Here is a 16,023-nt window from a genome sequence, read left to right on the forward strand (position 1 = left end):
GTAAAAAATAAAATAAATAATTACTTTAGCAATCTAATTACAGCCTGTGAAAAGTGGCACATTTAAGAGTGATATATCCGGCACATTTGTGAGTGATACAAGTGGCACATTTGGTGTGATATATTCAATTTGATATTGAACGGTTATTATTTTTGACCTAGTGATATGACTATCTGAGCTATATTGTTTAGAACGTCTTTCATAATAAAGTTTTGAATCTCCTTCAAATGAATTGTAATATTGTTCAAGGTTTCTCTGAAACTTTGTTAATGCAGCAAGTTGCTCTTTTTTAATTGGAGTTTGATTATTTGTTGCAAGGGTAATTCTTGTCTTTATTTCATCATCAATAGTTGCGATTAATTTAATAGGGACATATACATTTTTAATATATTCACCTTTTTGATTATTATATAATACATTACTTGTTTGGCACCCATTAACTATTTGATAATCACACAATGTAAATTGATCACCCGTTGGTGAAATTGAACTAGCAACAATTGTAACTCCATTATTTAGAACACTAAATATTTCTGAATCACAGTTATTTAATGTATTAGCAATTCCTCCATTAACATCATTATTCTCACCTTGAAAGTCTCTTACGTTATCTTCAAACACATTTAATAATTTTCCTTCTTCATCTGCAACTATTTTGAGAAATTCCGAATAGGGTAACAAACCAATATATGCCTGTGAAACACCATTTATTTGTGGTATAGTTATTCTATTACTAAAATTTATAGTTGAAGTTATAGTGTCTTTTGTTTTTCTATAAGCTGTTGACAACTCCCTTGCACCCCAAATATTAAATATTACCTTATTAAATAAATTAGACTGCTCTAATGATTTCTTACCAGCCTCGATTATTCCCATCAAATTAGCATCATTTGTCCAATTTCCTGTTGTTACATAAAATAACTTTAAAGATGGATTCCTTCTAAATTTGGGAGCCTTATCAATTATATAATTCGAAATTTCGACAAAATGTATTATTTCATCATTCCTTACCAACCTAGGTTCCAATGCAAAGAAGTCATTAACTCCAAAAATAAAGGTATTAATTTCACCTCCATCAAAATATGAAGAAGTTTTTGCTTGTACAAAAATATAATCTACCTCTAAAAAATTATTCTTCTCTAATAAGTCATCAACTTCATCTGTACTTTCAATAAGCTGTCCATTCACAATAATAGAGATTCCATCAATTCCAGTATCATTTCCATCCCCTACCAGCAAAGAGTCTATATCAAATGTTTTATTATATTCATTAGAAGTAACTACATAGTTGACTAATTTTTCAAAATCTTTTGCTTCCCCATCTGATCGAATTTCTAGATTGGTTAAAAGCTCAGTTATTAAACTGCTGGTTATTCTGTCCATTGTATTAAATTTATATAAGTTAATATGTATATATGGTAATCAATCATAAAAAACGCAACAACTAATTAACTAAAAAAGACAAAAATAATGATTTTTAGTTAGTAATTTTAAAAAATAGTTTTTTTTATAATATTTCTGATTATACTGATAATCAATCATCAACAAAGAAAATTTTGAATCACCAACATTACTCAAGAGGTAAAAATTATAAAACAAACTTCTTAAACATAATGAATAGAGACTAAATAGTTAATGTTTAGTATTTCCTGAGAAAATTTTGAATTGCTAACAAAAATACAGAATTAAAAAAATAATAATATAAATATAGAAGACTCTACAAGTTCAATCAACATACTCCATCCTCTCTCCCAACCCAACAACTAAGTTATTCCAAAAACTAAAATAGACTCATCCCTTTTTCTCTTCCCTATTGAAATCCAAACATTTTTCTTTTTGAATTAAAAGATTAGGCAGGGGAATTGGTTGGTCAGTTTTTTTGTTTTTTTAAAATTTTGTAGGATATACATTTCCATTGGTAAGGATGTTGTTCTGGATTAAACAGAAAATTATAAACTATGAAAATTATGAAAAACCATTGTGTATGTGACCGTCTAAAGGTTTTGTTTGCTTATTTTTTGGGGACAACGTTGCTGTCGTCGTGCGGGCAGCGTAATGTGATGATTCCCAACAAGGAGTTTATGGCCAGGGAGTTTGATTAAAAGACCGCCAATTGTTTCTTTCTCTTTGAAAAGTGCATTATCCAGAAACAAGGTTTCGTTATATTGGATCACCGACAAAAGTTGAGGGGAAAAGTATTTAAACAAAAAAGGCAACCATCTTAGATAGTTGCCTTTTTGTTGTCGGGGTAGCGGGATTCGAACCCACGACCCCCTGCTCCCAAAGCAGGTGCGCTAACCGGACTGCGCTACACCCCGAAAAACCAGTTGACTTGCGTCTTGTTTTCTGATTGCGGTGCAAAGGTAGGGTTTATTTTTTAACTGCAAAACTTTAAGGGATGTTTTTTTAACAATTTTGCTTACTTTTGTTGTCGTATTCTTTATTCTTGTGTTGAATTACTAATTACTTCCTATACAATGAAAACTGAGTGGTTGAAAGGAAATAGCAGAAAATATATTCGGACCGGCTTATGGGTGCTGGGTGTTTTAATGGCTGCTTTCCTGTTGTGTTTTGCGGTTCTTAAATGGGCGGTGCTACGTCCGGAGAAGCTCACTCCCCTGGTTATATCGAATGTGAACAAGGCCATAGATGGTAAACTGAGCTGTAAAAGTATCGAACTTACGTTGTTTGAAACCTTCCCGCATATCGGGGTGGCGCTTACGGACGGGGTGCTGGTTTCGGGCGTTACGCCGGATTCGGTTCTCACCGAAAGCGGGGCGCTGATTGCCGGTCAGGATTCCCTTATCGCATTCCAGAAGTGTATCGTTTCGCTCCGCCCCCTCGATTACCTGTTCGGGGGCAAGATCACCCTGGGCGAAGTTACCATACAGCGCCCCGTGATTCGTACCTTTATTGATGAACTGGGTAAAGGGAACTGGGAGATTGTGCAGACCGAAGCCGACTCGGCCACCCAAAAGGATACCGAGCTCCCTCCCATCGAGATAAAACGGATCGAGATTTCGGATGCGGAGTTTACGTTCCGTGATGTGAGAAAGGATATTTTCTGTAAGATTGAAAAGTTTTTCTTTGCTTCGGAAGGCTCCCTGGTAAAGGGGGCTACGAAGTTTGATATAAAGTCGAAGTCGGAATCGCTGCTCTTTGAGAGTCCGCAGTATACGCTTACCAACCACATGCGTCTGGCGCTGGCGGGACAGGTGGCCTTTAGCAACAACTACAACCGCATTGCGCTGAAAGGGGCTTCGCTGATGGTGAACAACCTGCCCTTCGATGCCGATGGCTGGGTAGAGCGCTCGCCCGACGGCGAAAGTATGCAGATGGATATGGAGATGGGCTTCACGGTTACGGATCTGAACGAGGTTATCCCCTATATCCCGGATGCATACCTGAAGAACAAAGACCAGATTCGTGCACGCGGAAAGGTGATACTGGAGGGTAGCGTGCGGGGTACGCTGGATAACAGACAGTATCCGTCGGCTGCCTTGTGTTGCAAGATTGAGAACGGTGCCTACCGGATGAAGGACAGCGAGTCGGGCATAGACACGCTGAACCTGGACGTGGATTTGATGGTGAACGGGTTGCATCCCGATTCGTCGTACCTGTCGGTGGAGAACAGCCTGATAAAGGGGTTGAGCACTTCGCTGGAGCTGAGCGGTAAGGTGACGGATCTGCTTAGCAATCCCAAAGTGGATGCCCGGATGAAGGGCTCGGTGGATTTTACCCGTCTGGCTAAAGAGTTTCTGAATACGGATTCGTTGCTGCTGGAAGGGGCTGTAAGCTCGGACATCCGCTTGTCGTTTACACAGCAGGATATTTTATCCGGGCAGTTCGGACGGATTAAGACGGACGGTGGGTTGAAGATAAAGAATTTCAAGGCTTATAGCGAGCCGTTGGGGATGGATGTGTTTATCTCGGATGCCGTGCTTGCCATGGACCGGGATACCGCTACCGTGCTGCCCAAAGGAAGTAAAGGGATCGGTGCCTTACAGGCTACACTCTCAATGGATAGCTTGCAGTTTAAATATAAGGATCTGGCCAATACCAACATCAGCAAGCTGAAGCTGCAGGCACGTACCACGCCTGAGCGGGACACAGCGGCGGTTATCCCTCTGGGGGGTACGCTGGAGTTTGACCGGTTGCAGACGTTGATGCCGGATTCGGTATGGGTGATTGCACGGCACAGTGTGCTGAAGGGTGGCATGAGGGCTTCGGCGGATGATAAGAAGGTGCCGGTGGCCCGACTCTCCTTTTCGCTTGATAGTCTGCAGTACTTCATCCCCCAGATTCGTACCGCCGTGATGCTGGATAACAGCTCGTTTACGGTGGAAGCGCTGCCTTATAAGTCGGTTCGCAACCAGCGCGCCTCAGCGGGGTTGTCTGCCCGTGGGGATAGCTTGCGGAACAGCCCCTCTGCCCGAAGGTTTACGGCATCGGGGGATTCGGCAAAACGGACGAACAATGATAATAGCATCCTGCGTAAATGGGAAGTGAGGGGCAACGTGGTGTTCCAGAAGATGCGTCTGCTGAGCCGTCTGTTCCCATTGCCGGTGGAGATGAATAACAGCAATGTGTCTTTTACTACCAATACGGTGAAGCTGGACGGGGCCAGGTTGCAGGCGGGTAAATCTGACCTGAAGCTGAGTGGCGAGATTACCAGTATCCGCAGGGCTTTGCTCCGTGGGGGCAAGCTTAAAGGGAAGCTGGCCATCGAATCTGATTACATCGATTGCAATGAGTTGATTCAGGCTATAAACGCCGGGGTGTTGTTTAGTGAGGAGAATGAGAAAAGCAGACATTCAGTTCAGGCGGATGATAATCCGGAGGTGTTTGATGAAGCTTTGATGCACAAGGAGCTTACGGCTACGCAGACCGATACAGCGGGGCTGCTGCTGGTGATTCCTTCGTACCTGGACTTGTCGCTGCATACCCGGGCCAAAGAGATTGTGTTCAACAACCTGAACCTGAACGAGGTTACGGGTACGGTTGTGATGCGCGACCAGCGGATACAGCTGACCGACCTCACCATGCATTCTAACATGGGTGAAGGTAAGTTGTCCATGATCTATACGGCGACCGACAAGCACCGGGGCAGCACGGGCTTCGACCTGGATGTGAAGCAGATTCTGGTGGATAAGCTGATCTCGCTGTTTCCTTCCATAGACACCCTCCTACCCATGCTTCGTTCGTTTGAAGGGGTGGTGGATTGCCAGATGGCTGCTTCGTGCGAGCTGGATTCTACGCTGATGGTGAAGCTGCCTACCCTGCGGGCTTCGTGCTCGCTGCAGGGCAAGAATATGGTGTTGCTGGATGGCGAGACCTTTACGGAGATTTCTAAAAAGCTGATGTTCAAGAATAAGAACCGGAACATGATTGACAGTATTTCGGTGGATATGGTGGTAAAGGATAATAAGATGGAGGTGTTTCCTTTTATCATCCAGATGGACCGCTATAAGGTGGCCGTGGGGGGTACGCAACAGATGGATATGTCGTTCAACTACCACATCTCGGTGCTGAAATCGCCCGTGCCCTTTAAGCTGGGTATCGATATAAAGGGTACGCCGGAGAAGTTCAATTATGATATCACCAAGTGCCGGTACAAGGATCTGTTTAGTCCGTCCAAGACCAACCGCCTGGATACGGTGAAGATTAACGTGCGCAAGCAGATTTACGATTCGGTACGGAAGCAGATGAATTTGCTTAGCTCCGAACCCGAAAGCATCCGGCCTTCGGGCAACCTTGCCCTGGAGCAGGTTGCCGAAAAGCCGGAGGAATGACTTCTAACTGTTCTTCCGGTAGCTGATAATTGCCAGTGAGTTGAAGAAGAGGGCAAAGAGCGACAGGGCTCCCAGCTGGGTGGTGAGCTCGTGCAGACCGCTGCCTTTCAGAAATATCATGCGTATGGCTTGTATAAAGTAGCGCATGGGGTTGAACAGGGTGATATTCTGCGCCCACTGGGGCATACTGGTTATGGGGGTGAACAGGCCGCTCATAAGCATCAACAGCACCACAAAGAAGTACATCACAAACATAGCCTGCTGCATGGTGGACGAGAAGTTGGACACCAGCAATCCGAGTCCCGTTATGGCAAACACATAGACTCCTGCCATCAGGTAGGCGGTGCCGTAATGCCCCACCGGCACCAGTCCGTACACAAGATAGGCCAGTACAAAGGCCAGGGTGAGTACTACAAACAGCATCGCCCAATAGGGTATCAGTTTGGCCAGGATGAAGGTGAATTTGCCCACGGGCGTTACGTTGATCTGCTCGATGGTGCCCTTCTCTTTCTCGCCCACAATATTGAGCGCCGGTAAGAATCCCCCCAGCATGGTGAGCAGCATGGCCATCAGTCCGGGTACCATAAACACCTTGTAATTGAGGTGCGGGTTGAACCGGTTCTGCGATACTACCTGTACCGACGGGGTAACCACTCCGGAGGTCTGGCTCCACTCGCTGCGTATCTCCGTGGCAAAGTCGCCCAGGATCTGCGTTAGGTACGAGCTGCCCAATCCGCCTTTGGTATTGTTTACGGCATTAGCCTGTATCATCACATCGGCAACTCCTTCGCGTATGAGGGTTTTCTCGAAATCGGGTGCTATCTCCAGTATGAGGTCCGATTGGTTGGCCTCCACCAGCGGCATGGCTTCCTGCGTGCTGTTGGCTACCTGCACCAGTTTGAAGTAGCCCGACGACTCGATCTTGCGGATCAGTCGGGACGACACGGTGCTATGGTCCTTGTCCACCACCGAGATGTGGATATTCTTGATCTCGAAATCGGCCGCCCAGGGCAGGATAACGATCATCATGATCGTCATACCCATCACCATCCGGGGGATGACAGCATTCCGCCGGATCTGTTTAAACTCTTTTTCTATCAGGTATTTTATCATCTTATTCCAGTCTTTTCTTAAACTTCTTCAAACTTATGGTAATGAGCGCAGCGGCCATGAGGGATAGCAGTGCCATCTCCTTTACGACCGACCCCACGGTGAGTCCTTCGATCATCAGCTTTTTAACGCCAACAATATACCACTTTGCCGGAATGATATTGGAAAACCATTGCAATGGTAAAGCCATATTTTCCACCGGATAAATCATGCCAGACAAAAGTACGACCGGCATAATGAGAGCCATACCTGAAGCCAGCATAGCCGCCACCTGGGTGTCTACGATGGTGGAGATAAGGAGCCCCAGCGACAGTGCCACCGTGATAAACAGGAGCGACAGCACGAACAGCCAGCCCAGGCTTCCGGCCACCGGCACATCCAGCAGGTATACGGAAATAAGCAGAATACTTACAAAATTTACCAGCGACAGGGCAAGGTAGGGTACCGCTTTGGCCAGGATGATGAAGATGGGTCGCATGGGGGATGCCAGCAGCACCTCCATGGTGCCGTTCTCCTTTTCGCGCACAATGGCTATGGCGGTCATCATGGCACAGATAAGCATGAAGATCATCCCCATCACACCGGGCACAAAGTTATAAGAAGCCTTCATTTCCGGATTATAAAGCATCTTAATCTCCGGTTTGATCTGTATGGGCACCTGCAGGGTTTGCATCCGCTCCTGTTGCCAGTGGTGTATGATGTTGGTTACATAGCCGTTCATGGTGGTTGCCTGGTTGGGGTCCGTGGCATCGGTGATGAGCTGGATGGCTGCTTCGCCGGTATGGTTGATCTGTCCGGCAAAGTTATCGCCAAACACCACCACCATATCGGTCTGCCCCTTTTTGAACAGCTGATCTATCTGATCGGGACTGTCCAGTATATAACGCACGTCGAAATAGGCATTTGCCCGGATACGTTCGGTAATCTGACGGGTATAGACATCCTTGGACGGGTCGAAGATGGCCACGCGGGAGTTCTTCACCTCGGTGGTGATGGCAAAACCGAATAGTACGATCTGCACGATGGGTATACCCAGAAGCACCATCATAGAGCGTTTGTCGCGCAGGATATGATAGAATTCTTTTCTTACAAATACGAGAAACTGTTTCATGTTAGTCGGCTTTACGGGTTGCTTTACGTGCTAATTGAAGAAATACTTCGTCCATGGAATGGGCTCCGAATTGTTGTTTGAGGTTACCCGGGGTATCCAGGGCTTCGATGCGCCCGTCTACCATGATGGATACCCGGTTGCAGTATTCGGCCTCGTCCATGTAGTGAGTGGTTACAAAGACAGTAATGCCGCGGTCGGCCGCATCGTAGATAAGTTCCCAGAACTGACGCCTCGTTACGGGGTCTACCCCGCCGGTGGGTTCGTCCAGGAAGACGATTCGCGGTTCGTGGAAGATGGATACCGAGAAGGAGAGCTTCTGTTTCCATCCCAAAGGGAGTGCTTTTACAAGTGTATTGCGCTCGTCGGCAAAGCCCAGACGGGTAAGCAGCTCGTCGGTCTTCGGAGCGATAAGCCTCTCCTCCATCCCATAGATGCCGGCAAAGAGGCGGATGTTCTCCCACACCTTGAGGTCTTCGTAGAGGGAGAACTTCTGACTCATATAACCGATGCTTCTTTTTACGGACTCCGACTGCGAGGCGATGTTGTACCCTGCCACGGTTCCCTTGCCGGAGGTGGGCTTGCTTAGTCCGCACAGCATACGCATGGCCGTTGTCTTACCGGCTCCGTTGGCACCAAGGAAGCCGAATATCTCGCCTTTATCCACCTGAAAGCTGATACGGTCTACCGCCGTGAAGGCGCCGAATCGCTTGGTGAGTTGTTCTGTTTGTATTACGGGCTGACTCATGAGGTTTGTTTTTGGGCCAGCACCATGTAGCAATCTTCGATTACCGGCCGGATGCTTTCGATCCGGATCTGGGTGTGACCTAAGTTATGTAGGTATTGTTTCATCTCGTCCATCGGCAACGTATCTTGTACGGTGACATGGTGTACCTCGCCAAAGGCAAAGCAGCTGGTTACCTGAGGGTGGCTGCGCAGGTGGGCTATCAGCCCGTGCATGTTGTTGCTCTGCACCGCCCACAGGGTTTCTTCGAATTGATCGATGATCTGCCGGGGGGTGGCCTCCTGCAGGAAACGCCCTTGTTGTATCAGGGCGATCTTATCGCAAAGGGAGGCTTCGTCCATATAGGGGGTGGAGACCAGCATAGTGATTTCCTGTTCTTTAAGCTTGCGCAGCATCTCCCAGAACTCCTTACGTGAAACCGGGTCTACGCCGGTGGTGGGTTCGTCCAGGAACAACACGGAGGGTTTGTGTATGAGGGCGCAGCATAGTGCCAGCTTCTGTTTCATCCCTCCGGACAGCTTGCCGGCTTTCCGGTCCTTGAAGGGTTCGATCTGCACGTAGATGTCTTTGATAAGGTGGTAGTTCTCGCGGATGGTGGTATTGAAGACCGAAGCGAAGAACTGCAGGTTTTCCTCCACCGAAAGGTCCTGGTACAACGAGAACCGGCCGGGCATGTAGCCGATACGCCGGCGTATCTCCTTGTAGTCTTTCACCACATCGAACCCATCTACCGAGGCTGTGCCCTTGTCTGCCAGCAGCAGGGTGGTGAGGATACGGAACAGGGAGGTTTTACCGGCCCCGTCCGGACCGATAATCCCGTAGATCTGTCCGGCTTCCACCTGGAACGAGAGGTCGTTCAGGGCTTGCACCGCTCCGTAGGATTTATACAGGTTTTCTACCTTTACCGCTTTCATTATGGCTTGGTGGCATTAAATTTCACTTCTCCGTACATTCCGTTCTTAAGGTAACCGTTGTTGGTTACGGCTATCTTTACGGCGTATACCAGGTTGGCGCGCTCGTTGCGTGTCTGAATGGTTTTAGGGGTGAACTCGGCTTTGTCGGCTATCCAGCTGATGGTGCCGGGATAGGTACGCATCTGTTCTTCGCCAAAATCGGCGTAGACTGTAACCGACTGTCCTTGTTTTAACTGCGTAAGCTGATCGGAGGTGATATAGGCACGAAGGTACATCTGCTGCATGTCCGACACCTTGAAGAGGGCTTTGCCCGGTGCGGTGAACTCGCCCTGCTCGGCATACTTGGTGAGTACCGTTCCCTGGATGGGACTGGTTATCCGGCTTTTGAGTAGCTGGTCTTCGATCTGGGCAATCTGACTTTCCAGCGCGGTGCTTTCGCCCGAGATTCCCTGGTTGTTGTTTACCAGTAGTTCGGTCTGCGCCGCCAGTTGTTTTTCGAGCACGGACAGCTGCGACTGGATATCGTCTACCTGTTTTTGGTTGGCTGCGTTGAGCTTGACCAGGTTACCGAAGCGGGCAAGCTCTCTTTTCTGTGTGGCGATCTGCTCCTTTAACGAGGCAATCTGACGGGGTACCGAGGTGGAACGGCTGCTTACCGCCGTACGGCTTGCCATGAGTTGCTGCTTTTTAAGGTACAGCTGGGTGGTGTCTACATAGCCCAGGTAGCTGTGGGCCTGTAACTGCTGACCTTCGGTTACCGTAAATTCCATAAGCTGACCGCTTACCTGGGAGGAGACGATCACTTCGGTGGATTCGAATATGCCGGAGGCGTCGTAATCCGTTTTATTGTTGCTGCAGGCTACGGGTAGCATGGCCGCCAGGAAAAGCATTGTATTTTTAAGTGTCTTCATATGTTTCGTTGTATTTAATTGTTCATGGTAGTTTTTAAATTGGATAGGGAAAGCAGCAGCTCGATCTCGTGGGCGGCCTTTTCCTGCCTGGCCAGATTCTCGGCATTTATCTCGCGCATAAGCTCGATTACGGTAAGTGTGCCGTTGGCCACCTTGGCTTCGGCCGACTTCCGTACATTTTCCCTGAGGGTGATGATCTCGTTATCGTAGGTCATAAGTTGCTTCAGTTTCCCGATGGCGGTGTTCTCCTGCCGTGTCTCCATCGCCAGGTTATACAGGAAGGTTTCGCGCTGGGCAGACACATCCTGCTTGTTAAGGCCCAGTTTACGTACATCGTTCTTCTGGGTGTAAAGTGCACCGAAGTTCCACGACAGACGTACCCCGCCCAGGTAGTAGGTTGAGAATTTGTTTTCCAGCATATTGAGTCCCGGATTGCCATATCCTCCCTGAACAAACAGATTGAGCTTGGGCATGTAGGCCGACTTGATTTTAAGCCGCTGTACATCGAAGAGGTTTTCCTGGGCTTCGAACAGTTGAAGCTCGGGCCGTTTCACTTTGGCTGTCAGCGAAAGTTCCTCTACGTCCGGTTTAACAAGTTGGGTGGACTGGTTGAGCGGCAGGTCGGTCATAACTCCCAGCATCTCCATATAGGCTTTGCGGGTGGCCTCGGCATGGGTACGTTGCTGGATGGCCTTGAGCTGTTCCACACGCACGGCGTCCAGATCGGCCTGGTTGGCCATCCCGTTAGCGGCATATCCCGATATGCGCTGGTAATTACGCTCCAGGTCTTCCTGCAGCAGACGGTTCTGCTCCAGCTGCTCGTCTACCAGCAGTATCCCGAAGTAGAGCTGGTTTACCCGGTCGGTCAGCTTGTAAACCTCTACATCGAGCTGTCGTTTCTCTACGTCGCTGCCTGCCTTTATGATACGCTTCTGCGCCTGGGTGGCACCTCCATCCCAGATGGACTGGGTTACATCCAGGGTAACTCCATATTGGTCTTTAGATACCCCTTCGATGGCAATGCCCGGAATGCTTACTGGCATTTTGGTGACATCCGACTGATAGGTGGCTTTGGCCGACACAGCAAATTGGGGCAGGTAGTTTTTACCGGCGTTGGCCAGACTGTATTCGTTGCTCTTTTCAATCAGGTTGTATCGCTTCACTAACGGGTAGTTGGACCGTGCCCGTTGCTGACAGCTATCCAGTGTGAGCTGTCCGTAAACGGAGGGCGAAAGATAGCCCAAAAGCAGTGTTAGTACAATGATTATTCTCTTCATAAATTATATATTATTTAATTTCTATTCAACTGCAGGGGTCAACAGATTACGCATTACCTTTACTACCAGTACACGTCGGCGTTCGTAGAATTCGGCGAAAGCCTGGCTGTTTCCCTCCAGAAACAGGATAGTAAGCATATTCTTTGTAAGCATGGGGAATACCAGTAAACTAACCAAAGTAGACACCACATCTACAAGCGGCATCTTTTGCAGGATACCCTTATCCATCTCGTCCAGCAGCTGATCCTTTATCCGGAGCAAGGGTGACAGTCTGGCTGTATTTTTGCCTATAGTTTGCAGCAGGTGCAACACATCACGGTTCATCTCCTTGGCTACGAATATGGGCAACAGGGGGTTACGGGAAAGGATATCGGCATAAACAGGGATAATCTTCTCCATTTTATCCAGAAAGGGGCAGTCCATATTGGCAATGGGTTCGATGTTGGGAACAATCTCAGCAATTATTTGTCCGAATATCGCATCGAACAGCATTTCTTTGGTTCTGAAATAGTAATGAAGGGCCGTACGTCCGATACCAACCTCAGCGGCAATATCCGACATCTTGGTTGATTCGTATCCTTTGCGGACAAAGACAACCTTGGCTGCTTCGAGGATCTTGACTTCCATGTCCTGGTTTTGTTCTGTATTCATTGTATGAATGTTTTTATTATATTTTATTATCGGATTCAATCATTTGAAATTTGCATTTTGAAGCAAAATATCATCTCAATTCAATTTTTTCCTGTATTTGATTATCAATAAAAAATATTTTTCTTTGATAATCAGCTGGCGAAACTCCTACAAGCCTTTTAAAATACTTTCCAAAAAAACTTGGATTTGAAAAATTAAGAGTGTAGGATACTTCTTTAATTGTATTATCTGACTTTTGAAGAAGTTTTTTAGCATTGTGTATTACTATTCTATTTATCCATTCATTCGGTGTTATCCCTGTTGTGCTCTTTACTGAAAAGTATAGGTATTTTGGAGAAATACATAGTTTATCTGCATAGAAACTTACTTGCCTGTACTCGGAAGAATATTGCTTGACAAGTTTTACAAAATTATTACTCAGGTTTTTTACACGAGCAGATGCATGAATGCTATCTGATTTAAGTGCTGAATTATTACTTTCTAAATATTCACTCATAATATAAAGGCACAATGCCGAAACGAGATTCGTAATTATTTCCTTTCGAAATAATCCTTTATTATTCATTACCTCGTCTTGCATAATTGTAAACAGATGTTTTATCCGAAGATTCAGGTCGTTATTTAAATCGTACTTCTCGCAACCCTGGTACAGTTCTTTATCCGCATTTATTCCGTACTGTTGTAAAGATTCGATGAATATTGGAGATAATGAGAGAAAATACCCCTCCAATGTGTTGTTTGAAGAAGATAATCTCAATTCGCTGCCTGGTGTAGAGTAATACATTGTACCTTTTTTGAGTTCATTTGTATATCCATTACTTTCTATTGTAAGCAGTCCCTCTGAAACAAATACAAGTCCAAACATATCTAAAGGTTTGTGTATTGTTTTTGTTGAAGCTGTCTTTACCAACGGATATAAACAGAAGTCTTTATTTATACTTGTGAATTCATTATCTAAAATATATTTTGCATTCATTATTTCTACAATTAGATTATGTTACATATTGTTTAGACTTTAATGTCTGACACCGGTGTCAAAGATATGGTTTAATTATCAACAATTCCAAATTTGAAAGCATAAATTTGTTTGTTTTTTTAAATAAATTCGGCAACAGTATCCATACGATAATTGCAAATATTAAACAAAGCGCTATATATCAGCCACATAATAAATAAAAAAAATGAGGTTTTCATTCCTTAAAAGATAGGGAATGAAAACCTCTTAAAAAAAACAATTACAATAAATCTATCTTTTTTTAATAGGACGGCTCTTTACGCCTTCGAATGTCATCTTAACCGGATTGATATATCCGTTGGCATCGAACGTCATTTTATCGATACAGGTAGCACGATGATCGCGGCCTTTATCTCCCAACGGACGGCGATGGTAAACGATGTAGTAATCTTCCGATCCCGGTACGTGCATGATGGAATGGTGACCAGCACCTGTGGCTACTTCCGGATCTTGCTGCAGTATCTTTGCAATGCGCTTGAAGGGACCAAAGGGTGAGTCGGCTATCGCATAAGCCACCGAATAATCGGGACCACCCCATCCTCCTTCGCTCCACATAAAGTAATATTTTCCATTCTTCTTAAACATGAATGGTCCCTCTACATACCCTTGAGGGGTAACCTCTTTGTAAATCTGACCATCTTCGAAGGGTACCAGACCGGTGAAGTCGTCGTTCAGTTTTACGATGTTACAGTGTCCCCATCCTCCGTAATACATATAATAGGTATCATCGGTATCGTCGTGAAACACAAATTGGTCGATAGGCTGAGCCCCATTCACAATCTGATTGATAAGCGGCTTACCCAGCAAATCGCGGTAAGGACCTTCGGGACGGTCGGCCACCGACACTCCGATACCTCCTACTTCGCCTTCGTGTACATCATTGGCACCGAAAAACAGGTAATATTTTCCATCCTTACGGATAACAGAAGGAGCCCACATGGCACGATTGGCCCATTTCACCGCGGCCGTATCAAGCACCGAAGGATGTTTAGTCCAGTTTACCAGATCTTTGGATGAGAAACAGTCGAAAAACGTCTGCTTTTCGTATAGATCGCTCCAGGTTGGAAATATCCAATAGGTATCATCGTAAATAATACCTTCGGGGTCGGCATACCAGCCTTTGAAGACCGGATTACCACTCGTTTGAGAAAAGGCCGGCAGTTTACAGGCAAACAACGCACCGGCAACACAAATACTTAACACAAGATTCTTCATCTTCATAAATAATAATTTTACAAGGGACTAAAGGTTATAAAAAAGACCTGTTGCTGATCCGGTAAAAGACCCGGTAACAGGCCAGTGAATTTAATAAATTACAATCGTTTGTAGGGCTTAGCCAAACCGCCCTCGGAGGTTTCTTTATACAGACTGGGCAAATCGTTTCCGGTCTGTCTCATTACTTCCACTACCTGATCGAAGCAAACACGGTGCTTCCCGTCGGAGAAGGTGGCATAGGTATTGGCATCGAGGGCACGGGCTGCTGCAAAGGCATTACGTTCGATACAAGGGATCTGCACCAATCCGCAAACCGGGTCGCAGGTTAAGCCCAGGTGATGTTCCAATCCCATCTCGGCAGCGTATTCGATCTGCGCAGGAGAACCGCCAAACAGCTGATTGGCTGCCGCACCTGCCATGGCGCAAGCCACCCCTACCTCACCCTGACAGCCTACTTCGGCTCCGGATACGGAGGCATTGGTACGAACCACATTTCCAAAGAGTCCGGCTGTTGCCAGGGCTCTTAATATTCTGGAATCGCGGAAGTCGCGTGTTTCACGTAAATGATACAATACGGCCGGCAATACACCACACGAACCGCAGGTAGGAGCCGTAACAATTCGTCCACCCGCTGCATTCTCTTCGGATACGGCAAGGGCGTAGGCATAAACCATTCCCCGGCTTTTTATATTGCTTCCATATCCTTTGGCGCGTATCAGGTAATTGGATGCTTTACGCTGCAGACCCAACCCTCCGGGTAAAACACCTTCGGCCTCCAGTCCGCGCAAGATCGCATCCTGCATCACCTTCCATACCTCGTTCAGGTAATCCCATATTTCGGAGTTTTCGTGTTGTGCCACATACTCCCAATAGGCCAATCCATCCCTTTCACAAAGGGCTTGTATGTCTTTGATATGGTGCAGGTCGTAAACCTCTGAGGTTTTAAGTTCATTAAAATCTTCGTTGGCCAGCGTTCCTCCGCCAATGCTGTAGACCGTCCAGGTATCAATACACTCGTCGTTTGCATTGAATGCTTCGAACTTCATTCCGTTGGGATGAAAAGGCAGAAATATCTTAGGCTCCCATACAATCGTTGTAGGACGATGGGGGGTCAGCTCTTCCAGGATAGCTTTATCCGTCATGTGTCCCTTTCCTGTAGCAGCCAGACTGCCGTACAGGGTTACCTGAAACCGGGCTGCATCGTGCTCTCTTTCAAGGAACATCTGTGAAGCTCGTATAGGACCCATCGTGTGACTGCTTGATGGTCCGTGACCTATTCTGAATA

General features: G+C 46.5%; 11 protein-coding genes, 1 tRNA gene and 2 pseudogenes. 2 read left to right on the top strand and 12 right to left on the bottom strand.

Annotated features, from left to right (window positions below):
- Nucleotides 1-33 precede the first annotated feature (33 nt).
- Nucleotides 34-1,383, bottom strand: coding sequence for an AIPR family protein (locus AB7E53_RS11075; RefSeq protein ID WP_446775677.1), 1,350 nt, complete (start codon nt 1,381-1,383; stop codon nt 34-36).
- Between the two features lie 584 nt (nt 1,384-1,967).
- Between AB7E53_RS11075 and AB7E53_RS11080 the strand changes: the two genes are divergently transcribed.
- The gene (locus tag AB7E53_RS11080) at nt 1,968-2,102 is read left to right on the top strand and encodes a hypothetical protein (RefSeq protein ID WP_446775678.1); all 135 of its coding nucleotides are present in this window, start codon (nt 1,968-1,970) and stop codon (nt 2,100-2,102) included.
- A 141-nt stretch (nt 2,103-2,243) separates the two neighbouring features.
- On the opposite strand, the gene AB7E53_RS11085 is transcribed toward AB7E53_RS11080, so the two are convergent.
- Nucleotides 2,244-2,318: transfer RNA gene (locus AB7E53_RS11085), tRNA-Pro, on the bottom strand.
- Between the two features lie 159 nt (nt 2,319-2,477).
- Here AB7E53_RS11085 and AB7E53_RS11090 point away from each other — a divergent pair.
- Nucleotides 2,478-5,792 (top strand): AsmA-like C-terminal region-containing protein, encoded by a 3,315-nt coding sequence (locus AB7E53_RS11090; RefSeq protein WP_446775680.1) that lies wholly within the window; start codon nt 2,478-2,480, stop codon nt 5,790-5,792.
- A 3-nt stretch (nt 5,793-5,795) separates the two neighbouring features.
- Here the strand turns inward: AB7E53_RS11090 and AB7E53_RS11095 are convergent, their stop codons facing one another.
- The 10 genes and pseudogenes from AB7E53_RS11095 to AB7E53_RS11140 form a co-directional block, all read right to left on the bottom strand.
- Complete coding sequence (locus tag AB7E53_RS11095) at nt 5,796-6,905, bottom strand: ABC transporter permease (protein ID WP_446775682.1); 1,110 nt, start codon at nt 6,903-6,905, stop codon at nt 5,796-5,798.
- Nucleotide 6,906: 1 nt separating this feature from the next.
- Nucleotides 6,907-8,013, bottom strand: coding sequence for an ABC transporter permease (locus AB7E53_RS11100; protein ID WP_446775684.1), 1,107 nt, complete (start codon nt 8,011-8,013; stop codon nt 6,907-6,909).
- 1 nt (nt 8,014) lies between these two features.
- A pseudogene (locus tag AB7E53_RS11105) lies at nt 8,015-8,749 on the bottom strand (ABC transporter ATP-binding protein); the annotation flags it as partial.
- Between the two features lie 242 nt (nt 8,750-8,991).
- Nucleotides 8,992-9,669: pseudogene (locus AB7E53_RS11110) on the bottom strand (ABC transporter ATP-binding protein); the annotation flags it as partial.
- Nucleotides 9,669-10,580, bottom strand: coding sequence for an HlyD family secretion protein (locus AB7E53_RS11115; protein WP_446775686.1), 912 nt, complete (start codon nt 10,578-10,580; stop codon nt 9,669-9,671). The gene AB7E53_RS11115 and the pseudogene AB7E53_RS11110, both read right to left, overlap by 1 nt.
- A 14-nt stretch (nt 10,581-10,594) precedes the next feature.
- Nucleotides 10,595-11,857 carry a TolC family protein gene (locus tag AB7E53_RS11120; RefSeq protein WP_446775688.1) on the bottom strand — a complete coding sequence of 421 codons (1,263 nt, stop codon included), beginning with the start codon at nt 11,855-11,857 and terminating at the stop codon, nt 10,595-10,597.
- Nucleotides 11,858-11,878: 21 nt separating this feature from the next.
- Entirely contained in the window at nt 11,879-12,508 is a 630-nt protein-coding gene (locus AB7E53_RS11125) for a TetR/AcrR family transcriptional regulator (RefSeq protein ID WP_079684594.1), read from the bottom strand.
- Nucleotides 12,509-12,578: 70 nt separating this feature from the next.
- A complete protein-coding gene (locus tag AB7E53_RS11130; protein WP_350456272.1) occupies nt 12,579-13,484 on the bottom strand; it encodes a helix-turn-helix domain-containing protein in 906 nt (301 codons plus the stop codon).
- A gap of 270 nt (nt 13,485-13,754) precedes the next feature.
- Nucleotides 13,755-14,738 (bottom strand): glycoside hydrolase family 43 protein, encoded by a 984-nt coding sequence (locus AB7E53_RS11135; RefSeq protein ID WP_350456281.1) that lies wholly within the window; start codon nt 14,736-14,738, stop codon nt 13,755-13,757.
- 98 nt (nt 14,739-14,836) lie between these two features.
- Nucleotides 14,837-16,023, bottom strand: a 1,187-nt coding sequence (locus AB7E53_RS11140) for an L-serine ammonia-lyase (protein WP_446775690.1), incomplete at its 5' end; no start/stop codon positions are given.

Source organism: Macellibacteroides sp. (assembly GCF_050251695.1).
Lineage (GTDB): Bacteria > Bacteroidota > Bacteroidia > Bacteroidales > Tannerellaceae > Macellibacteroides > Macellibacteroides fermentans.